The following is a 25,367-nucleotide window of genomic DNA, read 5'->3' as shown; positions in this document are numbered from 1 at the left end:
TTAAATGTAATTTTTAGCCTGAGGCCCTTGATTGAATAACAAATCAACAATGCTCATGTTTGACATAAATCCGTGCTTTTCAGCGAATACCTGATGGTATTGTTTTACCTCTCCGGCTTCATTATCCAACAATCGGAACTTATTTTTCACTCTATAATCCAGCTCCTGCGGAGCTTCTGCAATATATTCTGTTGTAAAACCGAATTTGGGGCTCTGTTTAAGTTGTTTAAAGATCCACGAAAGCAATTCCTGATTGTAATCGAACAAGAATTCAAATTTCTGCTCATAGAATTTCACCAGACCATCTTCATAAAATTCAAAATAAGGAGAATTACGGTAACAGCTTTCCATACTGAGCCAATGCAGCCTTTGCCATTTAAAATCATAACTGATTTTAACATCCTTCATTTTAGTATGGTACTTCGAACCTTTTATAACCGGAAGGAACAGATCCAGTGCTCCATTCGGAGAGTAGATTTTGGTCCGGTTTCTGAAAGTCTGTTTAGGAAAGTGTTCCTCCTTTTCCAGTAATACGGAGAAATCGTGTTTCTTGAATGCCGAAAAATAACTTACTGGCGGAAGATAAAAAAGAGGAAAAATAGCTGAATTGTGCATTGGTTAATCTATGTTTGCATTTTTAATCCGGCAAAATAATCATAAAAATAGGCTTTTTGGACATTGCCTGTTATTTTTATAAACGAAACCACTATTATACGCATGTCTGAACCAAGTGTCGCTGTAGTCATCCTGAACTGGAACGGTAAATCTCTTCTGGAAAAGTTTTTGCCCGGCGTCTGTAGGTCTGTATATCCGAACTTACAAATTGTCCTCGGCGATAATGCGTCTACAGATGATTCAGTCACTTACGTTCGCGAGAATTACCCCTTAATTCGGATTATCGAAAATGACCGGAATTATGGATTTGCCGAGGGTTATAATCAGATTCTCAATCATGTTACTGCAGATTATCTGGTTTTGCTCAATTCAGATGTTGAAGTACCCGAGAATTGGATAGAACCGGTTATCAAAGCAATGGAGTCTGACTTAATTATTGCAGCAGCACAGCCTAAGATTAAATGGCAGAAAGATAAAACACAGTTTGAATATGCCGGTGCAGCAGGCGGTTTTCTTGATAGGAATGTTTTTCCATTTTGTCAGGGGCGAATCTTTGACCAAATCGAATTTGATCTCGGGCAATATGAAGCAGAAAGAGAAATATTCTGGGCTAGTGGCGCTGCCTTTTTTATCAAAAGCCATTATTGGAAGCTAAGTGGAGGCCTTGATCCAGACTTGTTTGCACATATGGAGGAGATTGATCTCTGCTGGAGACTGAAGAATATGGGTTTGAAGGTCATTTATTGCCCACAGGCAGAAGTTTACCATGTCGGCGGGGCGACGCTGGATGCTAAAAATCCTTATAAAGCCTATTTAAACTTTCGAAACAACCTGATGATTATGCAGAAGAACCTCCCTCTTGCCGAGGTGCCATTCGCTCTTTTCATTCGCATGTCTCTTGATTTTATCGCTTGGCTGCAATTTGCTGCAAAAGGTGAATTCCGATTTTCTGCAGCTGTAAGCAAAGCACATTTTGAATTTCTAAAACAGCTCAGAAGAACTGCATCCAAAAGAGCAGGTACGCAATTGCCATTTTCCAGACATACAGGCGTATATCCCGGAAGTATTGTCTGGGCCTTTTTTATTCAGGGACTGAAGAAATTTACGGCTTTAAAAAGCTTTCGATAGCTAACCGGTAACCATCGAGGCCGAAACCCGTCAGCACACCTTTGCAATTCTTACCGGTTAACGAAGTATGCCGGTATTCTTCACGGGCGTAAATATTGGAGACATGGACTTCTACCACAGGTGTATTTATTCCTGAAATAGCATCTGCCAGCGCTACAGAGGTATGTGTATAACCACCAGCATTCAAAATAAAACCATCTAGTGAGAACCCACCTTCATGCAGGCAATTGATCAGTTCACCCTCTACATTACTTTGAAAATAAGTCAGTTCAATTTCAGGAAAAGCTGCCTTAAGCTCCTGAAAGTAATCTTCAAAACTTCTGTTTCCATAAACACCTGGCTCGCGTATCCCCAGCAGGTTTAAGTTAGGGCCGTTAATAATTTGTATCTTCATCCCTTCAAACTTAGCCTTAAAATAATTAAAATAAAATTTTTGTGTGATTAAGTATCCTAACCGGTCTTCGTATAAAGCTTATTTAATGCTGGAAAAGCGTCTATCAGCCCATTCTGTAGAGGCATATCTTCATGACGTGCAAAAACTAGCCGAATTCCTGGAGATCAAAGGAAAGGCATTTGAGGTGAAAGCAATTAAAAATGAAGACCTGCACAGCTTTATCCAGTATCTCAGTGAGATGGGTATGTTTGCCAGTAGCCAGGCAAGGGTTATATCAGGCATTAAATCCTATTTTAATTATCTTTTACTAGAGGAGCTAATCAATGCAGATCCTACTTCAGACCTGGAAACTCCACGCCAGCACAGGAGTCTCCCGGATGTATTGAATATCATGGAGATTAATAGCCTGCTTGACGGCATAGACCTCTCCAAGCCAGAAGGTGTCCGTAGCAAGGCAATTCTGGAGATGCTGTATGGTTGCGGTTTGAGGGTATCCGAACTGGTGTCGCTTAAGGTTTCTGATATTAATATCGCCGAAGAATACCTTCATGTAATCGGAAAAGGTAACAAAGAACGTATTATCCCAATCGGTGCACAGGCACTGAAGTATACATTGATATATTTAAACCAGGTACGTGTTCATCTCCATATAAAACGTGGAAATGAAGATTTTATCTTTTTAAACCGATTAGGGACAAAATTATCCAGGATATCTGTATTTACAATGATCAAAGCACTGGCTGCCCATGTTGGACTGAGTAAAAGTATCAGCCCGCATACCTTCCGTCACTCCTATGCCACACATCTGGTAGAAGGCGGTGCAGATTTAAGGGCAGTGCAGGAAATGCTTGGCCATTCAAGCATTACAACTACCGAAATTTATACCCACCTGGACAGAGATTACCTTAAAGAAGTTGTTACACAGTACCATCCCCGATCTTAAGCAACCTTTTTACATCGGATCATCCGATCTTTGCCCTGCATATCTTTTTTTAGCAGAATATCGGTGAAATTCCGATCTCTTAGCATATCCATCATTTCTCTCCCAAGGTACTCGTTGATTTCGAAAAACAGATAGCCTTCCGGTTTAAGCACATTCATCGCGAGGTCGGCTATAGCCTGATAAAAGATGAGTGGGTTTTCATCCGTCACAAACAGCGCGAGATGAGGCTCGTGTAATAAAACATGATTATGCATCTCTTGCTTCTCCTGTTGGGTTATATACGGCGGGTTACTGACGATAACATCAAAATTTTGCTCGGTAGTATAATTTAAGACATCCTCCTGAAGAAATTCGATATCGGTATGATGCAATGCTGCATTTCTCTTGGCTATGGCCAATGCATCTTTGGAAACATCCATAGCCCTGACAGTTACATCCGCTCTTTTAGATTTGATTGTAATGGCAATACATCCGCTACCCGTCCCAATATCTAATAGGTCGGCACTGGTATTTAATGACTGTAGTATCCATTCGACCAACTCTTCTGTTTCTGGTCTTGGAATAAGCACATCTGCATTTACCTCAAATTGCTTTCCATAAAACCAGGCAGCATGAATAACGTGCTGCACCGGCTTTCCTGTTTTTAATTCAGCTAAAGCAGATATCAAGTTATTATATTCTAAAATACTAGCCTCCTGATGGATGTGAATATTAATTTGGTTTATAGACCACCCGCAAATACTTTCCACTACCAACGAAAAAACACCTTTCACTTCATTTAAATCGTATTGTCCTACCAGGCCTTCTAGATATAGCTGTTCAATTTCTTTGAATTTCATAAAGTCCAAAAGTAATTATTATTTAAGTCGCCATATTTTTAAAAATTTATTTTGAGCATTAATTGGCTTACTTTTGCGTTATGAGTGATGAGCTATATATGAGACGTGCTATGGAACTGGCCACTAAAGGTCAGGGAGCTGTAAGTCCAAATCCACTTGTCGGATGCGTAATTGTAAAAGACGGGTTAATAATTGGTGAAGGCTATCACAAAAAGTACGGAGAAGCCCATGCAGAGGTAAATGCAATAAACCACGTATTCAGCCAGCATGGAGCGAATGCCCCGGCCTTACTTCAAGACGCGACAGCTTATGTAACGCTAGAACCTTGTGCCCACTTTGGAAAGACGCCGCCTTGCGCAGATCTTCTAATCAAACACGCGTTAGGAAAAGTCATAGTTGCCAATACTGATCCTTTTCCTGATGTTAATGGAAAGGGTATCTCAAAATTGAAAGATGCAGGTATCCAAGTGCAGACAGGAGTCCTTGATAAAGAATGTAAATGGATAAATAGACGATTCTTTACTAGAATAGAACAGCAAAGGCCTTATATTATCCTCAAATGGGCAAGAACAGCAAACGGCTATTTCTCTCCAAAAAATGCCGTCCAGCAATGGATCAGCGGTCCGCTTTCAAAGAAATTGGTACATCAATGGCGGACAGAAGAAGATGCCATTCTAGTTGGAAAAAGAACTGTTATTGCCGATGATCCTCAATTAAGTGCGAGAGAATGGCCTGGTAAAAATCCAATACGTATCGTTATTGACAAAAACCTGGAGATTCCTGTAACCGCCAAAATCTTTAACGATCTGGCCAAAACAGTCATTTTTAATGAGAAGAAAACCACAGTTGAAGGAAATATACATTATATTCAAATGGAAGATATGCATTTTTATCTGCCGCAGAAGATTGCTTTCCAGCTTTATCTGATGGATATACAGTCTATAATTATTGAAGGAGGTGCCCATATTTTGGAGCAGTTTATATCATCCGGTCTTTGGGATGAAGCCCGAGTTTTTACCGGAACAGATAGCTGGAAGACAGGAACTTTGAGCCCTCAGATAAATGGAAACATTACCTCTCTGACTACCATTGATAAAGACCAGCTGACTATTTACACTAATACTTTTACCACATGATCTATATTCTGTTTAGTGTTTGTTGCAGTGTTATTGTCAGCATTTTATTGAAACTGGCCAGAAGGTACAAAATCAATGTTCTACAGGCCGTTAGTTTTAACTACGTAGCTGCAGCTGCCCTTGGTCTGTTCTTTTTCCGACCAGAACCAGCACAGTTATTACAGGCTCCTCCATTGCTGTCGCTTTCACTGGGAATCATTCTACCCTTACTTTTTTTGATTCTGGCGTCCTCAGTTAGCAAGGCTGGAATAGTAAAAACGGATATTGCGCAGCGCCTGTCACTCTTTATCCCGATTATTGCGGCATTATATCTTTTCGGTGAAAGCTTTAATACTTTAAAAATCGCCGGACTGGTTGCAGGGTTTACAGCCATCATCCTGATTCTGATGAAACACTCAGGGAAAAGTAAGAGTCAGCATTTTATCTTTCCGATTCTGGTATTCATCGGGTTTGGCGTAGTGGATGTACTGTTTAAACAGCTGGCCTCTCATTTAGTTATCCCATACACCACCGTGCTGGTGAGTATTTTTCTGATTTCTTTTCTCGTTTCAATACTCATTGTCCTGTACCGGATTTTTATTAAAAGGGAAAAGTTTCAGTTAATCAATGTGCTTTGCGGTCTGATCCTGGGAGCCTTTAATTTCGGAAATATCTTGTTTTATCTTAAAGCACACCGTGCGCTATCAGCAGAACCGTCGACTGTATTTGCAGCTATGAATATGGGTGTAATCGTAGCCGGCAGCATTGTCGGAGTACTGATCTTCAAAGAAAAGCTGTCCAAAACCAATTATTTCGGAATCGCAATGGCACTTCTGGCCATATTGCTAATCACACTATCTATTCACCATGCTGTTTGATGATACTTATAAAACTATAGCTGCACCATCTGAAGGGCTGTTCAAGGATAAAGGGAGCAAATTCATTGCTTATGCCTACCCTATTACAACTGACCAGGAGGTTAAAGGTTATCTAACCTCACTCAGAGCAATTCACACTAAAGCAAATCATTTTTGCTATGCCTACCGTTTAGGACAGGATCGAAGTGTATTTCGTATCAATGATGACGGAGAGCCTTCCGGAACTGCCGGCAGACCGATATTAAATGCTATGTTATCCGCTGACCTAACCAATCTGCTCATTGTAGTTGTCAGGCATTTTGGCGGCACATTATTAGGAGTCCCTGGTTTAATTAACGCTTATAAAAATGCTGCTAACGAGTCTATTACAGCATCTGAAATTGTCGATAAAACTGTAAATGACCAATATCAAATCAGCTTTGCATACATCGCAATGAATGACGTCATGCGAATCATTAAAGAGCAGCAGCTTAAGGTGCTTTCACAACAATTTGATAACGATTGTGTCATGCATTTGGAAGTCAGAAAGAACCAGTTGAACCAGGTTCTTCAGCAGTTTGAAAACTTAGGTTCAGTAGAAATAAAATATCTCGCCACCGTCTAAAAACCTTAATTTAGCGGCCTTAAAATACTCTATGGAAAAGATATCCGAAGCAGACCTGGTCATTAATCCAGATGGGTCTGTATACCACCTTAACTTATTACCAGAAGATATAGCTGATACAGTAATTACCGTGGGTGATCCGGAAAGGATTCCGGCGATTACGAAACATTTTGACCGGATTGAACTTAAAAAAGGTAAACGTGAGTTCCTGACACAAACGGGATATATAGGTTCAAAAAGAATTACTGTTCTATCCACAGGGATTGGAACTGATAATATCGACATTGTAATTAACGAGCTTGATGCCTTAGTGAATATTGATTTCAAAACGCGGACGGTTAATGAAAAACTTAAATCACTGAATATTATTCGCATAGGTACATCAGGTGCAGTGCAGGCAGATTTGCCTATGGGAACTATTTTAGCGTCGTCTTACGGACTTGGTTTAGATGCCTTAATGCATTATTATGAGCAGAATAATTCAGCCGATGAAAAGGATATTCTCCATGCAGCTAAAGCCCATTTTGCTGAGATTAAAGGAGTCCTTCCCTATTTAACTGCAGCCGATCCGGATTTACTGAATCATTTTGGCTCCGGTATGGAAAAAGGCATTACAGTTACTGCTCCTGGCTTCTACGCACCACAAGGCAGGCAAGTGCGTGCTAAATCTACAATCTCCGGATTCATTTCCACGATCAACAGCTTCAACTATCAGAATCAGCGGATTACCAATTTAGAAATGGAAACAGCAGGTATCTATGCCCTTGCTAAAGCTTTAGGCCATAAAGCGCTGTCTGTTAACGGTATTTTAGCCAGTCGGGTTAACTATCAGTTCAGTAAAAATCCAGACCAGGTAGTAGAGGCTGCTATTCAAATAGTTTTGGAAAAACTGATTGACTATAACCCATAATCGTCAAAAAAACATGAAAGGAAAAAGTAAACTGGTCCTGATTCTAATTTTAGGTTCTTTAACCGCATTAGGCCCATTTTCAATTGATATGTATCTTCCGGGGTTTCCGGCAATCGCTAAAGATCTCAACACCACGGTTGCCAGAGTCTCTCTGTCTTTATCTGGTTTTTTTATTGGCATATCTGCCGGGCAATTATTATATGGACCCCTGTTGGATAAGTTCGGCAGGAAAAAGCCTCTCTACATTGGATTATTCGTTTATATCTTAGCCTCATTAGGCTGCGTTTACGCAAATACAATTGAGCAGTTAATTATCTGGCGCTTTGTTCAGGCGATAGGTAGCTGTGCAGCCGCTGTGGCATCCATAGCGATGGTTCGCGACTTATTCCCAGTGAACGAGAATGCTAAAATATTCGCATTGCTAATGCTTGTCGTTGGTGTATCGCCTATGGTGGCTCCCACCGTCGGAGGTTATGTTACTTCCACTTTTGGCTGGCATGCTGTATTTCTTGTTTTAATGGCGCTGGGTATTCTGAACCTGCTAACCAGTATTTTCGGGTTGCCAAATTCCTATCAGCCGGACAACGATATCTCGCTAAAACCGGCCCCGATTATAAAAGGTTTTATTGAGGTAATTAAAGAACCTCAGTTCTATACCTATGCATTAACAGGTGCTCTTGCATTTTCCGGCCTGTTCGCCTATGTTGCAGGGTCACCAATGCTTTTTATGGATATATATGGACTCAGCGAAGAGAATTACGGCTGGATATTCGCTATTCTTTCCATAGGACTTATTGGTTCCAGCCAGGTCAATTCAGTTCTTTTAAGGAGATATAGCAGCGAGCAGCTCATCTTTGCAGCATTGATCTGCCAAACCGTTACAGGCGTGCTTTTTCTTGCTGGAAGTATATTCGGCTGGTACGGGATTACCGAAACAGTTGTTTTACTATTTATTTTTCTGGGTTGTGTAGGTTTTGCCAGCCCGAATGCATCAGCATTATCATTAGCACCGTTCACTAAGAATGCCGGTAGTGCGTCAGCGCTTATGGGAGCTATTCAAATGGGATTAGGAACGATCGCATCTATTGCGGTCAGCTTGTTTGACGTACGTTCTTCGGTTCCAATGACGAGTATTATGGCATGCTCTGCAATTTTAGCGCTTGCTATGCTGACGCTGGGACGTCGAAATATCAAAATTAGAATTGACGCCGATCCATCCGCTTTAACCGGAGGACTTCATTAACCAGGCCTATTTGGCCTGAATTCCAGGGAGTGGTAGACCGCCTTCTTTCAGTTTCCTGACAAGGAGTTCCTGGAATTTCAATCTGGCGTCATTAAAGCCATGTGCATTTAACCAGATACTGATCATCACTTTATATCCTGATTCTTCAATTGTGGAAACCGCTATACGTCTTTCAGGCGTTTTCAGAATATCGCCAGATTCGTCTATAACCTCGTTAATCTGCCTTTTCAATTCTTCAAAGTCAATTCCGTAGCTAAATTTGACTTCTATATCCAGCCTTCTGCTTCCCTTGGAACTATAATTTATAATTACCTCATTGGAAAGCTTTCCATTCGGGACCACAACGGTACGGTTGTCATACGTCGTTACTTTTGTGTAGAAGATCTCGATATCTGTAACTGTTCCTTCCTGCCCCTGCGCAATAATATTATCACCGACCCTAAATGGTTTTAATAACAGGATCAGCACGCCACTCGCAAAGTTTTGTAAAGTACCAGACAAGGCTAAACCTGCAGCGACACCAATTGCGCCTATTAAGGCAGCAAACACGGTCATTTGTATACCAATAAACTGCATTACTGTAAAAATCAGCAGAATCCGTAAAGCAGTAACCGAAAGACCAATAAAGAATGGCTTGACCGAAGGATCCAAATCCTTTCGTACTAACCGTTTTCTTATCCAACGGGAAAAAACCCTGATAAGCCACATTCCGATAAATAATAAGACCAGGCCGATTAAGATATTAGGGCCTTTTAATATGACCCAGTCTATCGCCTTGTCATAGAATTGTTCTGATGTATTATTTTCTGGATTTTTCATAATTAAATCAGTTATACAACGTCTATATGGGTAACTGGTTTATTTATTCTAAAAACGCAAAACAAAAAATTCAATACGAATGTTCCATTTACAGCGATCTGAATTAAAATAATATGCTTAAACTAAGCCTGATTTTTTCAGATTAGCGGCAATTACACACAAATTATTTCGATTAAAACTATGCTAAGCAAAATCACTCATAATCTGACCATATTGGCAGCAAAAAAAATATTAGACACCAATAAAACAGCTCATCTCTCTACTGCAAAACGGGTCGTATCCATTATTGCAGGGGCATATATCCTTAACCGAGGTATCAGAAGCATCATTAAGCACCCGATTTTGGGCGCTCAGGAAGCGTTATTAGGTGGGTTCCTCTTGTTTGATGCCGTTAGAGGGATCAAAGAAACCTACCCTAAGCGACCGAAAGAACTAAATGATGTCAGAAGGAATCAGATTCAGGGAAATGACCCGGACAGTGCAGTTCCAGCTTTTGTTTAGGCGAGAAAATGCTGGTACCTCATTATTCCCTGGTACCTTATTATGCAAGCACAAAATATCTTAAAAGCCCTGGTTGGGTTAGTTCTTCCAGGCTTTTAAGAATTTATTCCTGAGCTTTACTTAATCATCGTGTCAATCAGTTGCTCGTAGAAACAGACAAGCCGCAATAACTCATCATGAAGCAGTTCACATTGTAAGATCAGATCCTTTTGCTGATATGCGACACTATATCTGGCTTTGAGCGTTCTAAGGTGATCGATTAGCCTGATATCCAAATGTAAGATCAACCTTGTCTGTACGGAAATATAGATCTCCGCATGTTTACCAAATATCAGAATGTGTCGGGTTCCCGCTTTCTTGATCCTTTCGATCTCATCAGATAATAATGTCTCATTTATATATTCGGTATCGTCCATCCGGTTCTTTTCAAGATCGGTAATCAGCTGATGCAGGTATTTTTCTTCCCTTAGGCTTTCCGCCATATCATAATAAGGCATATCTTAATTAGGCTTGGTTAGATGGTCTGTTAAACTAGTATTCGCTCTCAATCCCGATTTAATCTTTTTGATTGCACTATCCTTCAGTTGCCTGATCCGTTCTCGACTTAGCTTAAATTCCAGAGCAATATCATCCAACGACAAACAAGTGTAACCAAACAGTCCAAAAAACCTTACTATCACTGCTTTCTCTTGCCTTGGCAGTTGCCTGTATACTCCGTTAAATCCAATAATCGGCTCGTTAAAAGACTGAAGGTCAATTTTCTCATCAAAACCAATTAAAGACTTAGGGTAGATATCTAAAAGGGTACTTCCAGTTTCTTCATTCAGCCGCTTATCCAATGAAATACAGTGTTTTGCGTATATCAGCCGCATGAGAACCTCTTGTTCCTCGGTCTGCATTTCCTCTGCGATCTCCGCCTGATTCGGAAGACGTTCCAGTTTTTGCTCCAAAACTGCACTGATCTTATTAATCTTTGCAATTGCGTTAATCAAATTCAGCGGCAAACGTATTGTTCTGGTTTGCTGAGAAATAGCCAATAGAATCGATTGCCTTATCCACCAGACCGCGAACGATATAAATTTGAAACCTTTGGTAATATCAAACTTGCCAGCAGCACGGATCAACCCGCAATTGCCCTCATTTACCAAGTCGCCCAGACTTAGTCCACGATGCTGATACTGTTTAGCAACAGAGACTACGAAACGGAGGTTGGTACTAATCAGTACAGACACCGCCCGTGTATCTCCCTGGTTAATTTTCTCACATAAAGCTGCTTCACTTTCATAGCTCAACAGCGGAATCTTTCCGATCTCATTTAGATATTTATTAAATGAATCCTGTTCCCTATTCGTAATTGACGGTAGTATTTTTATTTCCCTCATAAATTTTTTTACACAAAAATGAGATTTAAAATTACTGTAAGGAAACTAGGCGTACCTATACTGAAAAACAAACGGATAAACATACGAATAAGAATATTTTGTTCGGAAATGGATATTGAATACTGCGTTTAGCGGTTTTTATTCCCGAATTTTAATCTAAAATTAATTTAGTAACCGCTGGTTATTTTATTTTAACTATTATTGCAGTGAAACTTATTTCTAATTATGAAACGAAAAATTGATCATATAGATAAATCCATCCTTAGGGTATTACAGGAAAGTGCAGATCGACCTTATAAACAGATGTCGTCCATATTGCACTCGCCCACCAGTACGATAAGCGAAAGGATTAAAAAGTTAAAGCAAAGCGGAATAATCATCAGCACAGTTGTAAAGCTTGATAGGAAAAAACTTCAGCAGGATATCTTAGGGCACGTATATCTCAGACTTACCATCACATCAAAGGAAGTAATCGAGAAGTTCCGGCAGAAGCTATTACTGATCCGGGAAGTTAGTTCTTGTACATCTATTACAGGGAGTTATAATATAAAAATTAAAGTCATTACGAATGATACTTCAAGATTTCACGAAATAGAGCGAGAAATCGCGAGCTTTCCACATGTTGAAAGAGTGCTGAATTATATTGAACTTGATGAGATTATCCCCTACAGCGGATTTCATTTTTAGTCAAACAAATTCAGATGCAGATAGTTGATTTGGAAAACATCCATGCCTTCTACCGTCATTCAGCGTTTTAGTTACAATTACTCAGAAAGAATATTGACAGTCAATTTTCTTTCTGGTAATGTGTATCAATATCTTGATGTGCCTGAAGAATATTATGAAGCAATGCTAATAGCCCGTTCCAAGGGCAAATACTTCAATAAGTATATCAAAAACCACTTTGTTTTTAACCACATTAACAAATAAATTACTAAAATTCGCACATAAATAACTGTAAAGCCGCGGGCATTTAGGGGAATAAATCTATGTTTGCAGCCAAATAAAGATTCATGCTGCAAAAGCTTAACTCCTATATAGCCATATTTTTCCTCTACATGCTCTCTTGTCTTCCTATGTTTGTGCTATATGGAATATCTGATATCTTATTCTTTTTCGTCTATCGCGTATTTAAATATCGAAGAAAGGTAGTGAGGACCAACCTTAAAAATTCTTTCCCCAGCTGGACCGACAAGGAACTTGATAATTATGAGAGAAAGTACTTTGCTTACCTTGCCGATGTGATTATGGAAATAATCAAGATGGCTACTATCTCTAAAAATACGCTTAACAAACATTATAAATTCAAAAATGCACATCTTATTAATGCGTATCTGGATCGTGGTGAAAGCGTATTAGCGTGTTCAGCTCATTATGGAAACTGGGAAGGTGGAACTTTGGCGATTGGATTAAATGTTAATGGAGATAGTTACGCTATATACAAGCCACTTAACAATCTTGTATTCGACAAATGGTTCAAGCATATTCGAACGCGTTTTGGTAACCGTATGGTCCCTATGCGTCAAACGCTAAGAGAAATTGCAGCCACAAAAGATAAGGCCAGTTTATTCTGTTTTGGAAACGATCAGACGCCCGGTAAACACGAATCACATGAATGGATTACGTTTCTGAATCAGCAGACTTCGTTTCAGCAAGGCATCGAAAAAATAGCCATTAAGACAGGCCGGCCTATTTTCTATATTAAAGTAAAAGTAGTTAAAAGAGGGTATTATGAATTGGATTGCGTTCCCCTGCTGGAAAATCCAGCGCAAAAAAACAGGCATGAAATAACTTTACTTCATGCCCGCTTTCTAGAACAGACTATCCTTTCAGATCCCACCTACTGGCTGTGGAGCCACAGAAGATGGAAACATCAACCTACTGAGTAACGCTAAGATTTAGCGTTTCAGATGTCTGCAGCCTTATTTTTTTACTTAATTCCGGGTTCTTACTTAAAGCCTGGCCGTAAGAAGGAATCATATGTTTAAGCTTATTTTGCCATTCTTTGGTATTCATTTCCTCTTTAAAGCATTTTTCCAGCAAGGTGACCATAATTGACACTGCAGTAGATGCACCCGGCGAAGCACCTAATAATGCGGCAATAGACCCGTCTCCAGCCGCAACCACTTCAGTACCAAACTCCAGAATACCACCGTGCTCAGCATCCTTTTTAATCACCTGTACACGCTGACCCGCAGTTTCCAGCTCCCAATCTTTCATCTCTGCAGAGGGAAGATACTCCTTTAAAGCAGCAAGACGATCCTCAGGCGTTTGTCGAACCTGGTCAATCAAATACTTAGTTAAAGGCAGGTTATCAAGGCCTGCAGCAATCATCGGACGGATATTATTGAGTTTAATGGAAAGTGGTAAATCCATTAATGAACCATTCTTTAAGAACCGCGTTGAAAAACCGGCATAAGGACCAAATAATAAAGCCTTCTTACCATCAATCATTCTCGTATCAAGATGCGGTACAGACATTGGCGGCGCACCAACAGATGCCTTACCGTAAACCTTGGCATTATGCTTTTCAATCACTTCCGGATTTGTACATTTCAGCCACTGTCCACTTACCGGGAAGCCGCCAAAACCCTTACCTTCAGGAATATCAGACTTCTCAAGTAATGGTAAAGAACCACCTCCAGCGCCGATAAATACAAATTTAGCCTCTATGACTTTCTTCTTTCCAGTGAGTTCATTTTTAACTTTTATCTCCCACAACCCGTTCTTCTTTTTCAGCTTGCGCACCTCCTGGTTAAACTCCATAGATACATTAGATTTAAGCTGTAATTTACTGAACATCATACGTGTTAACGCTCCGAAGTTAACATCAGTACCTAAGGTCATGCGCGTGGCAGCAACTTTATCTGCCGGATCTCTGTTCTCCATTACCAGAGGCATCCATTCTTTTAAAAGAGCCGGATCTTCAGAATAAGTCATTTCTTTAAACAATTCACATTGCTGTAGATTTTCGTAACGCTTACGCAGAAAATCAACATTATTCTCTCCCCATACAAAGCTCACATGAGGAATACTTTTGATAAAGTTATCAGGAGAATCCACCATTTTGTTCTGAACCAGAAATGACCAGAACTGTTTCGACACTTCAAAAGACTCGGCAATTGCAATTGCCTTATCGGTAGAAACACTTCCGTCAGGCAACTGAGGCGTGTAATTTAGTTCACAGAACGCAGAGTGGCCCGTTCCTGCATTATTCCATGCATCTGAACTTTCTGCTGCCGCTACACCTAGCCTCTCATAAATACCGATCTTCAGATCGGGTGATAACTCTTTTAGGAGAACTCCTAAGGTAGCACTCATAATACCTGCGCCAATTAACACAACATCGACTGCTTCTTTATCTGAATTAGAACTTTTACTGGTCATGGAAGGATTGATAATGTATTCTTTTTTTTATGATTGCAAAAATAATATAATGAGTGGTAGTTAAGGGCTAAAAACTCATTTAAATGGTGTTTTTTTTACGGCATGCTGATAAAGTAAGCTAAATACATTATCAGATACCTAAGTCGCTGGCTTCAAGCTAACGTACCTGGCCATTTCCTCTGACTATCCATTTATAACTAGTCAGTTCTGAAAGACCCATAGGACCTCTGGCGTGTAACTTTTGTGTGCTAATTCCGATCTCCGCACCCATTCCAAACTGGCCGCCGTCAGTAAAGGAAGTAGAAGCATTTACATACACGGCGGCAGCATCTACTGCATTTAAAAATAAGGTCTGTTTCTGATCATCTTCGGCTATAATTGCCTCACTATGCCTGGAGCTGAATGAAGCGATATGTCTTAATGCTTCGTCTAACTCCGATACCGTTTTTATCGCTAATTTGTAATCCAGAAATTCGGTACCGAAGTCTTCAGGTCCTGCCTGGTGCAGCAAGCCTTCAGGATAAAGACCTTTCAGCGCTTCAAAAGCCGCCGGATCGGCATATAGCTGAACATCTTTTCCTGCCATAGGTGCTACCAGCATTGCCAGATCATTCAGCCGTTCGCGATGAATCAATAAACAATCCAGCGAATTACAAACGCTTACACGCCTGGTTTTAGCATTGAAAAGAATCGCCTTACCTTTTTCCAGATCTCCGGAAATATCAAAATAAGTATGTACGATCCCGGCTCCTGTTTCAATAACAGGAACTTTACTGTTTTCGCGGACAAAGTCAATTAATCCCTGGCTGCCGCGTGGAATGATCACGTCTACATAAGCCCTCGCAGATAACAGCTCTTCTGTAGCCTTGCGATCTGCCGGCAAAAGCGTTACGACACCTAAATCCACTTTGTTTTCTGCTAAAACGCTATGGATAATCGATAAAAGTGCACGATTGGTCTCATCCGCGTCCTTTCCGCCTTTGAGTATAGCTACATTGCCGGTTTTCAGGCATAATGCGAACACATCTAACGTTACATTTGGTCTTGCCTCATAAATAACCCCGATTACACCTAAGGGCACCCGAATTTTAGAGATATCGAGACCATTTTCCATTACTTTATTTTCCAGCACTTCACCTAGCGGACTTTTAAGAGTGGCCACATTGCGAATGTCGGCAGCGATAGCGGCCACCCTATCCGGGTTCAATAATAACCGGTCATATTTAGGATCAGAATGATCCATATTGTTTAAATCAAGCTGATTAGCTTTTAATATCTCTACCGTTTGTTTAACTATTTCTTCTGCAAGATCCGTCAATACCTTATTGACAAGTTCAGCAGATAAATTATGCATTTGCTTGCTGCTTTCGCGGGCAAGCTCAAATTGTTGTATATATTCCATGATTAGTTGCGTCATTGATTATTCCGTTTGCGACGGAAACTGTGCCTGCAGATTAGTCTACGAGGTAAAAATAATTATAGTGGACCAGGGCTTTATGCCCTTTGATGCCGGTTCTTTCCCTGGCCTTATCAGCACCATATTCTGCTATACCTACACCAATAAGTTTAAAGCTGGTATCCATTATGCGGATGATATCACCTTTTTTAAAATCCGAACACACCTCTGTTATACCTACAGGAAGCAAACTTCTGGCCTGGCCGGAAAGTAGAACCTCTTTGGCCCCCTGGTTAATTGTTATACTTCCTGTTGCAGATTCCCAGGCATGAGCGATCCATTTTTTCTTTCCTGAAACCTGTTTTTCCGGATGAAAATAGGTGTGTTCTATTTTCTTATCGAGAATTAAACTTAAGATATGATCCTTTTTACCATTCGCTATATGTACTGGAATTCCCAGACTCGCGACTTTATTAGCCATGCCTAATTTAGTGACCATCCCCCCACGACCAGATGAAGATTTAGAAATGCTGATGCCGGACTGAATCTCCTCGTTCCCCTTTCTGACATCTGTGATAACCACGGAACCTGGAAGATTGGGGTCTCCGGTATAAATACCGTCCACGTTAGACAAGATAATTAATGCGTCCGCTTCCAGCATGGAAGCGACCAGGCCAGCTAACTCGTCATTATCAGTGAACATCAATTCTGTAACCGATACGACGTCATTTTCATTTATAACCGGCACTACCCGGTGTTTCAGCAAGATCTCGAGACAGTTTTTAATATTCAGGTAATGAAGCCGATCCCTGAAGTCTTCCTTAGTAACCAGAACCTGGGAACATAGAATCCCATGCTTCTCAAAATAGGATAAATACGTATTAATCAATTTAATCTGACCAATAGAGGCCAGTAATTGTCTGGCAGCAACGTTATCCTTTTTTTCAGGGATAGTAATCATACTTCGGCCAGATGCTACTGCTCCAGAAGAGATTAGTATAACTTCCAGGCCTCTTTTTTTGAGTGCGGCAATCTGATCAACCAGATGCGCTATGCGCTCCAGATCGGGTAAACCATTAAAAAGAGTTAATACATTGGAGCCAATTTTGACTACAATTCTTTGATAAGAATAAGACATGTTTAAGATTAAAAGAATGGAGAAACATTTACAACAGCGCAATCAGCGCTGTCCAACCAGTTTGATGACTTGCCCCAAGCCCTCTTCCATGATCACCGTCAAAGTATTCATGGAACAGTATATAATCCTTAAAATAAGGATCATGATGAAACTTGGGGTTGCCACCCATTCCGGGTCGTTCTCCGGCCTCGTTCTTTAAAAAGATTTGTTTCAGGCGCAGACTGATCTGATCTGCGATTTCCGAAAGACTCGAATATTGGCCGCTTCCGGTTGGATATTCCACTTTGAATTCATCTGTATAATATTCTTCGAAACCGCGCAGGGCGGAGATCATCAGATAGTTCATTGGCATCCAGATCGGTCCACGCCAGTTGCTGTTACCACCAAACATACCTGAATCACTTTCGGCAGGCAGATAATCTACTTCAAATTTATGCTCTTCCAGCTCATAGCGGAATGGTTCGTCCCTGTAAATTGCCGAAAGAGATCTGATGCCGTAATCACTCAGAAATTCAGCAGGATCCAGCATTCTTCTGAGCAATAGCTTCATCCGGTGCCCTCTTAACAGCGAGAGCAAGTGTTCATTATTTCCTTTGGTATCCGTCCAGTGACTTACCAGAGATACCAGGTCTGACCTCTCTTTAGAAAACCACTCTAAACGGCTTTTCAGTTGCGGCAGTTTTAGCCATTTATCTTCCTCGAATAAGATCTGGGCGAACATCGGGATCAGTCCCACCATACTTCTCAAACGAAGTCTGTCAGCGGTACCGTCAGGCTTGCGGAGCATATCATAATAAAAGCCGTCATCATCATCCCAAAGACCAGAAGAATCCTCGCCCATAATTGCCATGGAACCTGCTATATATAAAAAGTGTTCACTGAATTTAACTACCATACTTTCGTAGGCATCATCTTCCACTGCCAGTTCCATACTTATTTCCATCATATTCAGGGCGTACATAGCCATCCAGCTGGTACCGTCCGCCTGTTCGAGGAATCCACCCCCCGGAACCGGCTGGCTCCGGTTAAACACACCAATATTGTCAAGACCGAGGAAACCACCTTCAAAAATATTGTTTCCTTCACTATCCTTTTGGTTAACCCACCACGTGAAATTAAGGAGGAGTTTATTAAACATTTCAACAAGAAACTTAAAATCACCCCGGCCTTTATCCTTCTTATCTGCCTTGTAAACATGCCATGTAGCCAACGCATGCACCGGTGGGTTTACGTCACCAAAGTCCCACTCATAAGCCGGAAGCTGCCCGTTCGGGTGCATATAATTTGCACTAACGAGCAACAAAAGTTGCTTCTTTGCAAAATCTGCGTCAAGCGCTGCAAAACTAATACAGTGGAAAGCAAGATCCCATGCTGCGAACCATGGATACTCCCATTTATCGGGCATGGACAGAATATCATTTGCGGCAAAATGTTTCCAGTGCGAATTTCTACCTTTTTTTCTAATTGCCGGGGGCTTTACTACACCCTGGTCGCCATTTAACCAGCGGTTCACTTCAAAACTATAGAACTGTTTATTCCATAATAAACCTGCAAGCGCTTGTCTTTTGACGTTGAGCTCATCTCCTTTACAATGTTCAGGAAGCTGGCCGTCGTAGAAAACATCAGTTTCGGATACCCGCTGCTCAAAAATTGCATTAAAGTCATTAAATGGATCTTTCAGGCGTGATTTACTCAATCTCAGCCGCACTGTAAAGGCAACTCCCGGCTCCAATATCGTTTTATACCATACCGCTGCCTTAGTGCCACATCCCGCCGGGTTAACAGCCTCATTCTGGTTATTGACGATCCGCTCATTTATTCCGTCCTTTAAATAAGGACTGGTATTCGGTACTTGATATAATAACTGGTTATTGGTTTCATTATTTGTAAAAAGAAATTCCGGGTTTCCATCTGCATAACAGTGATAATCACCTGGATCCGAAGAGCGGATATATAACGTATTTTTACCCTGATTCAGGATCTCAGGCCTTTCTGCTGCCGGATCTGCCTTCCAGGTATTACGGAACCACAGCTGAGGGATCAGATCGAGCCTTGCAGCAGTCGTTCCCCTGTTATATGCAGTATATTTAAAAAGGAGATCTTCCGTATCATTTTTCGCAAATTCAATAAAAACATCTGCGTATTCATTCTGATCAAAACAGCCGGTATCAATAATTTCAAATTCGGGTTCAAGTCTTGTACGGGTGGCATTCTCTACGACAAGCTTTTCATAAGGAAACTCCTGCAGCGGATACTTGTACAGCATTTTCATATAGCTATGCGAAGGAGTACCATCAATATGATAATAGATCTCTTTCACATCCTCCCCGTGATTTCCCTGACCATTAGTGAGGCCAAATAACCGTTCCTTTAAGATCCGGTCCCTGCCATTCCAAAGCGCCAGGCCGACACAGAACCGCTGGCGCTCATCACTGAAGCCGCCAAGCCCTTCTTCGCCCCATCTAAAAGCCTTACTTTTGGCCATTTCATGCGTGATGAAATTCCAGGCATCACCGTCTGCACTATAGTCTTCACGTACAGTTCCCCATTGTCTGTCACTCAGGTAAGGGCCCCATTTTAACCAGTTTTCCTGGTTTGAATAATGAGCCAGAAGACGTTTTTTTTCAGGGTTTTCCGGTAGGCTGGAGTTCATAATTCAATAATAAGGAATTACAGACATAAAGAAGAGGGAAAACCGAAAATAGTCTACTGTTTTTCTAGTGGTTTATCTACCATATCGACGATCATAGATGAGATTTCATATGAAAACCATTCCTTGAACACTTTAAATGTTCTGGTTTGCGGCCAGTCCTGTTCGTCGGTATGAAAATCATTAAGTTCATTCCGGAAGATCTGGTCAAAATTCCTCTTCAGCCAGTTCTCAATCTTAGCTTTGGTCTGCAGTTCTTTAATCAGATATATGGTACCCTCATCTTCAGGGATTACCGGAAATTCAGGATCTACAAAATTAATCCAGTCATAAAAAGGCTTCTTAGCTTTAATCAGGATGGAGTTTCTGTTGACGGTTTCAAAATATAATGTAGGTTCTATCATTTGTATGGGAAATTTGAGACAAAACTATCTAAAACTTTCCTGAAAACGCGAACCCTGCGGCCCTGTTCTGATAAACTGGCATCATGACGAAATTAGACTGGTCTTTTCCAGTAACCCATTTACGGATTGAAGGGTAGATAACATAGGCGAACTTTGTCGATAAAATACCCAATCCTGCGCCGGCAACAACATCACTAAACCAATGATAATTTTTATACATCCGCAGAACACCGGTAGCGGTCGCTACAGAGTACCCACCTATTGTATACCAGACAGATACATCTCCGTATTCCTGTCTAAGAAATTCAGCTGAAGCAAATGCCGTAGCCGTATGACCCGAAGGAAAAGAGTAGTCGTTTAAACCATTCGGGCGCATTCGGTTACTACTGCTCTTAAGCAGGTGTACCGAGCCCATGGTTAAGGTTCCTGAAATTAAAAGTAAAGCAGATTTATCTACAAAATTATGTTTCCCTTTCACACCGGCCAGATCCAGTCCATAAACTGCCACTATAGGCAGATAACGCAGGTAATCATCAGCAGAAGTATTAAAGCCAGGATGACGCCTATTGGTCTGCTCGTGAATGTAATTATCAAACCTTCTGAGCGTATTATTGTTTAAAGCTATAAAGCCATAACCTACGGCGGCGGCGGCTGGAATAAATTCTACAACTTTTGGTTTAGAATGATGGCTCACAGAATCTGTATACTGGGCCATTGAAATGCCTGGAAAAAATAATCCGGAAAGCAGAATAAGGGATAATTTCATAGGGCATTCAAAGTACAAAACAAAAGCCAGAAATCAGATAAACATAAAAAAAATCTAAACAAATTACGTTCCCAAAAATAGTTCTTTCAACACATTGAATACCAAATATTTATTGTTACATTCATTAAGCTAACCAAAAATTTGTATTATGGAAATCGTATCAAAAATTCAGGAATGGGGTGATAGGAATCATCCGCAATGGGTAGATTATTTTAGAATTGCTTTAGGAATTACCCTTATTTGGAAAGGCGTTGCATTCGCAATGAACCTTCATGCATTTACAAATTTAATGGACAATGCCGGACTGGGGACAGCGGTTTCGATTAGTTTGATCGCGCATACAATTATTGCCCTCCATATTATCGGGGGCCTGTTAATTGCGTTGGGGTCGAATACTCGTTTATTTTGTCTGTTGAATATTCCAATACTCTTCACGGCAGTATTTTTCGTGAATATGCCGGGGCACATTATGCGCCCCTATTCAGAATTGTGGTTGTCGGCAACAGTACTTATCGCACTTTTTTGCTTTTTAATAGAGGGTGATGGTAAATTATCCATTGAATACAAAAAATCCCAGCAGATAATGGAACAAAATAATACCAGTCAGATTTAAAATATAAAGTACCTGTTTATCGACAAAATAAGCAGGTACTAAATGATTATAAATATTTTTTTTTGTTGATTGTCATTATGGACTGGTTTTTGAATAGTTAACTACAAAATAACGCTGTTGTACAGCGAGTAACAGGAATCAGCAATTAATTAGAATTAAATAAATAAAAAAAACGCCATGAATTACAGGAAACTATTAAATGACCATTTGGACAGAAACACAGATAAAACCCCGGTTTTAGTCGCATTATTAGCAGGCTTAGCAGTTGGAGCAGCATTAGGGGTGTTATTTGCTCCAGGAAGCGGTTCAGAGACCAGAGACCTGATTGCTGACAAATCAAAAGATTTGACCGATAGTGCCAAAGAAAAACTAAGTAGCTATAAAGAAAAAATTAAAAACAGTGCAGATCATTTAGCTGACACTGCCAAAGATAAATTCCAGGGTTATAAAGAAAGAGCTCAAGACGCTGCTGAAGACCTGAAAGATGCAAAAGATAATGCAGTTGATCATGCAAAATCGGCAGTGAAAGACCTTAAAAACGACGCATCCGATGCAAAAGATGCCGTCAAAAACGCTTAACCAAACATCAAGCATATAAAAAAACCGGTCAATGACCGGTTTTTTTATGTCTTTATTTTTAGGCAGTTTTCAATGCGCTGTAAATCTCTGCATATAATAAGCCACTTCCGCCTCCATAATGCGGTACAAGCGTAGTGTCCGGGCACTTCTCAATGACATATTGCTTAACGGCCTGCTCCTGCTCTGCAGAAAGCCCTCCACCAAGCAGCACAACTCTGAAGTTTTTTCCGCTGCATTGTTTAATTAGTTCCTCGCAGGAATTTACACCTATCGCGTTCCAATTGTCCATTTTATTAAGCAGACGCAGGATCACCGTTAAGATCTCCTCATGTGCACCGATAACCAGAATCGAGATTTCCTTTTCCATATTAAAATTCCATAGGAACTTCCATCAATAAAATTCGGGCGTCAGTATCCGCTGTAATTTCAATTGCGCTGGTATCCCAAATACCGTAACCATCTCTGGTTGCCAATTTTTGTCCATCTACAGATACGCTACCTTCCAGTACGAAAACATATACTCCGCTCTCTTTTTTGTGGAAATTATAAACAACCTGATGATCTTTTTCCAGATTTCCCATATTAAACCAGGCATCCTGATGTATCCATACACCCTGGTCATTTTTATCAGGAGATAAAATTTGCACCAGTTCATTCGGGTGAGCCGCCGTTTGAATGATCTGCTGATCATATCTTGGTTCTACATTACGTTTGTTCGGAAATACCCAGATCTGCAAAAATTTAACCGGAACATTTTTGTTCTTATTATATTCAGCATGATAGATGCCGGTACCCGCGCTCATCACCTGAATTTCTCCGGGATCAATTACGCCGACATTACCTATACTGTCTTTATGCTCTAAACTACCTTCCAAAGGAATGGAGATAATTTCCATATTATCATGTGGGTGTTCGCCGAAACCTCTTCCCCCGTCTACACGATCATCATTCAATACTCTGAGTGCGCCAAAATTCAGACGTTCAGGATTATAGTAACCGGCAAAACTAAAAGTATGATAACTTTTTAACCATCCGTGATCTGCACCGCCTCTTGAATCTGCGGTATGTAAAACTGTCTGTGCCATGATCTTTAATTTTTTGTTATACAAATTTAAGCCCCCTGGCTGGCTTAAATCTTACCATAGGACAAGAAATAAATCAGAACTGAATTTTGTAGCCCAGCGTGGTCCATACACCTGGCATAGGTACTGCCCCAGCCTGGTTAAACTGTTCGTTAAGCAGATTAGAACCGTCCCAGTAAAGCGTACTTTTATTAAAGCGGTAACCAACCCTTGCATCCAGAATTACATAATCATTGTAATTAATTCTTTCCGCATACCGGGACGTTAGACTAATGTCAAGCTTATCCCAAAGACTTCCAGATACGGTTAAAGTATATTGATTACGCAGAGATTCCACAGAATATCTGGAAATAAGTGCATCTGTTAATGTCGTTTTCATCCGGGGATCCAGGTGCGTTAAAGAAATGCCGGTCCTGATTGAAGTGAAAACCTGCCCCTGAACCGGAACCGCATAATCTGCGCTCAAAGTGTAGCCCCTGGTAGACAATCTGCTGAAATTTTTTGGTTGCCACGGATCTGTTACTTCAGCTTTTACCCAGTCAATAAAGTTATTAATCCGGCGTTCAAATATGCTAGCATTCAAATTCAACCTTTTACCATTATACTTAAGACCAGATTCCAAATAAGCAGAACGTTCTGCTTTCAGCTCTGCATTACCAATATTGGTTGGCCCTTTATAGTAGAGGTCAGTAAAAGTCGGTAAACGCTGGCCTGTACCTGCATTTACAAAGACCTTCCAGTTTCCGGCAAAATTATATCCAGCGTCAATACCTGGAAAAGCTTGCCAGCCGTAATCAGAATTGTAATTCAGGTAATTTCCTATGTTAATCAGTACGTTTTTAACCCGGTCAAATTTGTATTCGCCATAAATGCCAGCATTTGTCCGGTTCCGTTTGCCAAGATTTGTACTATTGATCAACTCTTTTCTTGCTTCCAGCCCTAAGCCAAAATCACCTATACCGGTCGAAAAAACATTATTCAGTTCGGCACCCAGAACTTGCGTCACATGGTGGTTATGAAATTTGTCGGGAGTTTGTTTAATATACAGGTAATCATCAACGTTGTTCCTGTAAGTTAATCTTGGTTTGAGAGTCCAGAAGGACGTAATCTGCGTCTGATAACCGACCGATGCAGTAGTTGTCTTTACTGTTTCTTCAGCCTCCAGGTCACCCGGGGCAGAATAATAACCATTAGCACCGAAATTATTGTGGATATAGCCAGCAGAAACATCCAGCACGTCCGATTTAATTTTAAAAGTTCCCTGATAGTATACTTTTTGGTTATTAAAAGCAGTATTATGCCTGTAGCCGTTTCCAGCCTCCTGACCTGCAGAAACCAGATGAGTTGAACCGTCCAGAACCACAGAACCAGACGCTCTTATACCATAATTTGTGTATAGATCTCCATTTTTATCATCCTTGCGGAAACTGCTTCCTGCAAAAACATGGGCCGATCCACCCGAGCGGGTTGCTGTTTTAGTCACAATATTAATGGCCCCAGTCAAAGCATTCAAACCGTAAATACGGGAAGCAGAGCCTCTGAGAACCTCTATATGGTCAATATCATCTACAGAAAAAGGGAGGTTCATCATGTGATGGCCAGTCTGCGGATCAGAGAATTTCACACCGTTAACAAGAATTAGCGTCTGGTCGAATGTTCCTCCATCCAGACTAATGTCTGCCTGCACACCGCCGGGGCCACGCTGCCTGATATCCACGCCACTTACGAATCCCAGCAGATCTGTTATTGACCGTGATGGCAGGTTTTTAATCTGCTGCTGGTCTATGATCCATATATTCCGGTTTTGTGCAGAGAATGGAATCTTCAGCCGATTCTCTTTGACCATCACTTCATTCAGGTTATTAGTAGTATCCTGTTGCCCGTAGGCAGCAATTGAGGCTAAAGAACAGCCCACAAACGCTATAAAAAATCTATTCATTTGCTGGTAATTGCTGCGAATATAGCAATTCCGGAAAAGAAC

General features: G+C 40.8%; 28 protein-coding genes. 13 read left to right on the top strand and 15 right to left on the bottom strand.

The window, feature by feature from the left end:
- Window positions 1-615, bottom strand: a complete 615-nt coding sequence (locus BM192_RS00860) for a WbqC family protein (RefSeq protein WP_037437783.1) — start codon at window positions 613-615, stop codon at window positions 1-3.
- A 102-nt stretch (window positions 616-717) separates the two neighbouring features.
- On the opposite strand from BM192_RS00860, the gene BM192_RS00855 reads away from it, so the two are divergent.
- Window positions 718-1,743: a glycosyltransferase family 2 protein gene (locus BM192_RS00855; RefSeq protein ID WP_037437785.1), complete on the top strand. Its 1,026-nt coding sequence runs from the start codon at window positions 718-720 to the stop codon at window positions 1,741-1,743.
- Here the strand turns inward: BM192_RS00855 and BM192_RS00850 are convergent.
- Entirely contained in the window at window positions 1,718-2,137 is a 420-nt protein-coding gene (locus BM192_RS00850) for a type II 3-dehydroquinate dehydratase (RefSeq protein WP_037437788.1), read from the bottom strand. The two genes, BM192_RS00855 and BM192_RS00850, sit on opposite strands and share 26 nt — an antisense overlap.
- Window positions 2,138-2,180: 43 nt before the next feature.
- Here BM192_RS00850 and xerD point away from each other — a divergent pair, with 43 nt between their 5' ends.
- Entirely contained in the window at window positions 2,181-3,080 is a 900-nt protein-coding gene (xerD, locus tag BM192_RS00845) for a site-specific tyrosine recombinase XerD (protein ID WP_037437790.1), read from the top strand.
- On the opposite strand, the gene prmC is transcribed toward xerD, so the two are convergent.
- A complete protein-coding gene (gene prmC, locus BM192_RS00840) occupies window positions 3,077-3,919 on the bottom strand; it encodes a peptide chain release factor N(5)-glutamine methyltransferase (RefSeq protein WP_037437792.1) in 843 nt (280 codons plus the stop codon). The genes xerD and prmC overlap by 4 nt on opposite strands.
- An 80-nt stretch (window positions 3,920-3,999) precedes the next feature.
- Here prmC and ribD point away from each other — a divergent pair, with 80 nt between their 5' ends.
- Genes ribD through BM192_RS00815 form a run of 5 tightly spaced genes read left to right on the top strand, consistent with a single transcriptional unit; the run spans window position 4,000 to window position 8,669 of the window.
- Window positions 4,000-5,055: a bifunctional diaminohydroxyphosphoribosylaminopyrimidine deaminase/5-amino-6-(5-phosphoribosylamino)uracil reductase RibD gene (gene ribD / locus BM192_RS00835; protein WP_037437793.1), complete on the top strand. Its 1,056-nt coding sequence runs from the start codon at window positions 4,000-4,002 to the stop codon at window positions 5,053-5,055.
- Window positions 5,052-5,912, top strand: coding sequence for an EamA family transporter (locus BM192_RS00830; protein ID WP_037437794.1), 861 nt, complete (start codon window positions 5,052-5,054; stop codon window positions 5,910-5,912). The genes ribD and BM192_RS00830 overlap by 4 nt, the downstream gene beginning before the upstream one ends.
- Complete coding sequence (locus tag BM192_RS00825) at window positions 5,902-6,516, top strand: IMPACT family protein (protein WP_037437795.1); 615 nt, start codon at window positions 5,902-5,904, stop codon at window positions 6,514-6,516. Before BM192_RS00830 ends, BM192_RS00825 begins: the two co-directional genes overlap by 11 nt.
- 31 nt (window positions 6,517-6,547) lie before the next feature.
- Window positions 6,548-7,426, top strand: a complete 879-nt coding sequence (locus BM192_RS00820) for a nucleoside phosphorylase (RefSeq protein ID WP_037437796.1) — start codon at window positions 6,548-6,550, stop codon at window positions 7,424-7,426.
- A gap of 13 nt (window positions 7,427-7,439) precedes the next feature.
- On the top strand, window positions 7,440-8,669 hold the full coding sequence (locus BM192_RS00815; protein WP_037437797.1) for a multidrug effflux MFS transporter: 1,230 nt from the start codon (window positions 7,440-7,442) through the stop codon (window positions 8,667-8,669).
- Window positions 8,670-8,675: 6 nt separating this feature from the next.
- Here the strand turns inward: BM192_RS00815 and BM192_RS00810 are convergent, their stop codons facing one another.
- Window positions 8,676-9,488 (bottom strand): mechanosensitive ion channel family protein, encoded by an 813-nt coding sequence (locus BM192_RS00810; RefSeq protein ID WP_037437798.1) that lies wholly within the window; start codon window positions 9,486-9,488, stop codon window positions 8,676-8,678.
- Between the two features lie 180 nt (window positions 9,489-9,668).
- Between BM192_RS00810 and BM192_RS00805 the strand changes: the two genes are divergently transcribed.
- A complete protein-coding gene (locus BM192_RS00805; protein WP_037437799.1) occupies window positions 9,669-9,989 on the top strand; it encodes a hypothetical protein in 321 nt (106 codons plus the stop codon).
- Between the two features lie 116 nt (window positions 9,990-10,105).
- Here BM192_RS00805 and BM192_RS00800 read toward each other — a convergent pair whose 3' ends face one another.
- Entirely contained in the window at window positions 10,106-10,486 is a 381-nt protein-coding gene (locus BM192_RS00800) for a hypothetical protein (RefSeq protein ID WP_037437801.1), read from the bottom strand.
- Between the two features lie 3 nt (window positions 10,487-10,489).
- Window positions 10,490-11,371: a sigma-70 family RNA polymerase sigma factor gene (locus BM192_RS00795; protein ID WP_037437802.1), complete on the bottom strand. Its 882-nt coding sequence runs from the start codon at window positions 11,369-11,371 to the stop codon at window positions 10,490-10,492.
- 225 nt (window positions 11,372-11,596) lie between these two features.
- On the opposite strand from BM192_RS00795, the gene BM192_RS00790 reads away from it, so the two are divergent.
- The 3 genes from BM192_RS00790 (at window position 11,597) to BM192_RS00780 (ending at window position 13,260) form a co-directional block, all read left to right on the top strand.
- The gene (locus BM192_RS00790) at window positions 11,597-12,058 is read left to right on the top strand and encodes an Lrp/AsnC family transcriptional regulator (protein ID WP_037437804.1); all 462 of its coding nucleotides are present in this window, start codon (window positions 11,597-11,599) and stop codon (window positions 12,056-12,058) included.
- Window positions 12,059-12,100: 42 nt separating this feature from the next.
- Entirely contained in the window at window positions 12,101-12,301 is a 201-nt protein-coding gene (locus BM192_RS00785) for a KTSC domain-containing protein (RefSeq protein WP_074586846.1), read from the top strand.
- A gap of 83 nt (window positions 12,302-12,384) precedes the next feature.
- The gene (locus tag BM192_RS00780; protein ID WP_037437807.1) at window positions 12,385-13,260 is read left to right on the top strand and encodes a lysophospholipid acyltransferase family protein; all 876 of its coding nucleotides are present in this window, start codon (window positions 12,385-12,387) and stop codon (window positions 13,258-13,260) included.
- Here BM192_RS00780 and BM192_RS00775 read toward each other — a convergent pair.
- The 6 genes from BM192_RS00775 to BM192_RS00750 all read right to left on the bottom strand — a co-directional run bounded on the left by BM192_RS00775 (window position 13,250) and on the right by BM192_RS00750 (window position 21,112).
- Window positions 13,250-14,758: a malate:quinone oxidoreductase gene (locus BM192_RS00775; RefSeq protein ID WP_037437808.1), complete on the bottom strand. Its 1,509-nt coding sequence runs from the start codon at window positions 14,756-14,758 to the stop codon at window positions 13,250-13,252. The two genes, BM192_RS00780 and BM192_RS00775, sit on opposite strands and share 11 nt — an antisense overlap.
- A gap of 157 nt (window positions 14,759-14,915) precedes the next feature.
- Window positions 14,916-16,160 (bottom strand): glutamate-5-semialdehyde dehydrogenase, encoded by a 1,245-nt coding sequence (locus tag BM192_RS00770; protein ID WP_037437814.1) that lies wholly within the window; start codon window positions 16,158-16,160, stop codon window positions 14,916-14,918.
- A 52-nt stretch (window positions 16,161-16,212) separates the two neighbouring features.
- A complete protein-coding gene (proB, locus tag BM192_RS00765; protein ID WP_051759473.1) occupies window positions 16,213-17,292 on the bottom strand; it encodes a glutamate 5-kinase in 1,080 nt (359 codons plus the stop codon).
- Between the two features lie 28 nt (window positions 17,293-17,320).
- Window positions 17,321-19,945 (bottom strand): MGH1-like glycoside hydrolase domain-containing protein, encoded by a 2,625-nt coding sequence (locus BM192_RS00760; protein WP_037437809.1) that lies wholly within the window; start codon window positions 19,943-19,945, stop codon window positions 17,321-17,323.
- Between the two features lie 53 nt (window positions 19,946-19,998).
- Window positions 19,999-20,346, bottom strand: coding sequence for a hypothetical protein (locus tag BM192_RS00755; RefSeq protein WP_037437810.1), 348 nt, complete (start codon window positions 20,344-20,346; stop codon window positions 19,999-20,001).
- Between the two features lie 28 nt (window positions 20,347-20,374).
- Window positions 20,375-21,112: a phosphatase PAP2 family protein gene (locus BM192_RS00750; RefSeq protein WP_037437812.1), complete on the bottom strand. Its 738-nt coding sequence runs from the start codon at window positions 21,110-21,112 to the stop codon at window positions 20,375-20,377.
- A gap of 148 nt (window positions 21,113-21,260) precedes the next feature.
- Between BM192_RS00750 and BM192_RS00745 the strand changes: the two genes are divergently transcribed.
- Together BM192_RS00745 and BM192_RS00740 are read left to right on the top strand one after the other, a co-directional pair.
- Window positions 21,261-21,725: a DoxX family protein gene (locus BM192_RS00745; RefSeq protein ID WP_051759475.1), complete on the top strand. Its 465-nt coding sequence runs from the start codon at window positions 21,261-21,263 to the stop codon at window positions 21,723-21,725.
- A gap of 177 nt (window positions 21,726-21,902) precedes the next feature.
- A complete protein-coding gene (locus tag BM192_RS00740) occupies window positions 21,903-22,304 on the top strand; it encodes a YtxH domain-containing protein (protein WP_051759477.1) in 402 nt (133 codons plus the stop codon).
- Between the two features lie 58 nt (window positions 22,305-22,362).
- Here BM192_RS00740 and BM192_RS00735 read toward each other — a convergent pair whose 3' ends face one another.
- The 3 genes from BM192_RS00735 to BM192_RS00725 form a co-directional block, all read right to left on the bottom strand.
- Window positions 22,363-22,671, bottom strand: a complete 309-nt coding sequence (locus BM192_RS00735) for a hypothetical protein (RefSeq protein WP_037437855.1) — start codon at window positions 22,669-22,671, stop codon at window positions 22,363-22,365.
- A gap of 1 nt (window position 22,672) precedes the next feature.
- Window positions 22,673-23,389, bottom strand: a complete 717-nt coding sequence (locus tag BM192_RS00730; protein ID WP_037437853.1) for a pirin family protein — start codon at window positions 23,387-23,389, stop codon at window positions 22,673-22,675.
- A 73-nt stretch (window positions 23,390-23,462) separates the two neighbouring features.
- Window positions 23,463-25,325: a TonB-dependent receptor plug domain-containing protein gene (locus BM192_RS00725; RefSeq protein ID WP_037437852.1), complete on the bottom strand. Its 1,863-nt coding sequence runs from the start codon at window positions 25,323-25,325 to the stop codon at window positions 23,463-23,465.
- Window positions 25,326-25,367 lie beyond the last annotated feature (42 nt).

Source organism: Pedobacter antarcticus, from assembly GCF_900112985.1.
Classification (GTDB): Bacteria; Bacteroidota; Bacteroidia; order Sphingobacteriales; family Sphingobacteriaceae; genus Pedobacter; species Pedobacter antarcticus.
The sequence above is the reverse complement of the archived record's forward strand: the minus strand, read 5'-3'. Positions and strand labels throughout refer to the sequence as shown.

Coding starts and splice junctions, on each gene's coding strand:
- BM192_RS00770 (WP_037437814.1), bottom strand. CDS start 16,160: ATGGAATATATACAACAATTTGAGCTTGCCCGCGAAAGCAGCAAGCAA.
- BM192_RS00860 (WP_037437783.1), bottom strand. CDS start 615: ATGCACAATTCAGCTATTTTTCCTCTTTTTTATCTTCCGCCAGTAAGT.
- BM192_RS00755 (WP_037437810.1), bottom strand. CDS start 20,346: ATGATAGAACCTACATTATATTTTGAAACCGTCAACAGAAACTCCATC.
- BM192_RS00740 (WP_051759477.1), top strand. CDS start 21,903: ATGAATTACAGGAAACTATTAAATGACCATTTGGACAGAAACACAGAT.
- BM192_RS00810 (WP_037437798.1), bottom strand. CDS start 9,488: ATGAAAAATCCAGAAAATAATACATCAGAACAATTCTATGACAAGGCG.
- BM192_RS00850 (WP_037437788.1), bottom strand. CDS start 2,137: ATGAAGATACAAATTATTAACGGCCCTAACTTAAACCTGCTGGGGATA.
- BM192_RS00775 (WP_037437808.1), bottom strand. CDS start 14,758: ATGACCAGTAAAAGTTCTAATTCAGATAAAGAAGCAGTCGATGTTGTG.
- BM192_RS00855 (WP_037437785.1), top strand. CDS start 718: ATGTCTGAACCAAGTGTCGCTGTAGTCATCCTGAACTGGAACGGTAAA.
- BM192_RS00745 (WP_051759475.1), top strand. CDS start 21,261: ATGGAAATCGTATCAAAAATTCAGGAATGGGGTGATAGGAATCATCCG.
- ribD (WP_037437793.1), top strand. CDS start 4,000: ATGAGTGATGAGCTATATATGAGACGTGCTATGGAACTGGCCACTAAA.
- BM192_RS00800 (WP_037437801.1), bottom strand. CDS start 10,486: ATGCCTTATTATGATATGGCGGAAAGCCTAAGGGAAGAAAAATACCTG.
- BM192_RS00750 (WP_037437812.1), bottom strand. CDS start 21,112: ATGAAATTATCCCTTATTCTGCTTTCCGGATTATTTTTTCCAGGCATT.
- proB (WP_051759473.1), bottom strand. CDS start 17,292: ATGTCTTATTCTTATCAAAGAATTGTAGTCAAAATTGGCTCCAATGTA.
- BM192_RS00790 (WP_037437804.1), top strand. CDS start 11,597: ATGAAACGAAAAATTGATCATATAGATAAATCCATCCTTAGGGTATTA.
- BM192_RS00795 (WP_037437802.1), bottom strand. CDS start 11,371: ATGAGGGAAATAAAAATACTACCGTCAATTACGAATAGGGAACAGGAT.
- prmC (WP_037437792.1), bottom strand. CDS start 3,919: ATGAAATTCAAAGAAATTGAACAGCTATATCTAGAAGGCCTGGTAGGA.
- BM192_RS00730 (WP_037437853.1), bottom strand. CDS start 23,389: ATGGCACAGACAGTTTTACATACCGCAGATTCAAGAGGCGGTGCAGAT.
- BM192_RS00760 (WP_037437809.1), bottom strand. CDS start 19,945: ATGAACTCCAGCCTACCGGAAAACCCTGAAAAAAAACGTCTTCTGGCT.
- BM192_RS00725 (WP_037437852.1), bottom strand. CDS start 25,325: ATGAATAGATTTTTTATAGCGTTTGTGGGCTGTTCTTTAGCCTCAATT.
- BM192_RS00825 (WP_037437795.1), top strand. CDS start 5,902: ATGCTGTTTGATGATACTTATAAAACTATAGCTGCACCATCTGAAGGG.
- BM192_RS00815 (WP_037437797.1), top strand. CDS start 7,440: ATGAAAGGAAAAAGTAAACTGGTCCTGATTCTAATTTTAGGTTCTTTA.
- BM192_RS00780 (WP_037437807.1), top strand. CDS start 12,385: ATGCTGCAAAAGCTTAACTCCTATATAGCCATATTTTTCCTCTACATG.
- BM192_RS00830 (WP_037437794.1), top strand. CDS start 5,052: ATGATCTATATTCTGTTTAGTGTTTGTTGCAGTGTTATTGTCAGCATT.
- BM192_RS00735 (WP_037437855.1), bottom strand. CDS start 22,671: ATGGAAAAGGAAATCTCGATTCTGGTTATCGGTGCACATGAGGAGATC.
- BM192_RS00805 (WP_037437799.1), top strand. CDS start 9,669: ATGCTAAGCAAAATCACTCATAATCTGACCATATTGGCAGCAAAAAAA.
- BM192_RS00785 (WP_074586846.1), top strand. CDS start 12,101: ATGCCTTCTACCGTCATTCAGCGTTTTAGTTACAATTACTCAGAAAGA.
- BM192_RS00820 (WP_037437796.1), top strand. CDS start 6,548: ATGGAAAAGATATCCGAAGCAGACCTGGTCATTAATCCAGATGGGTCT.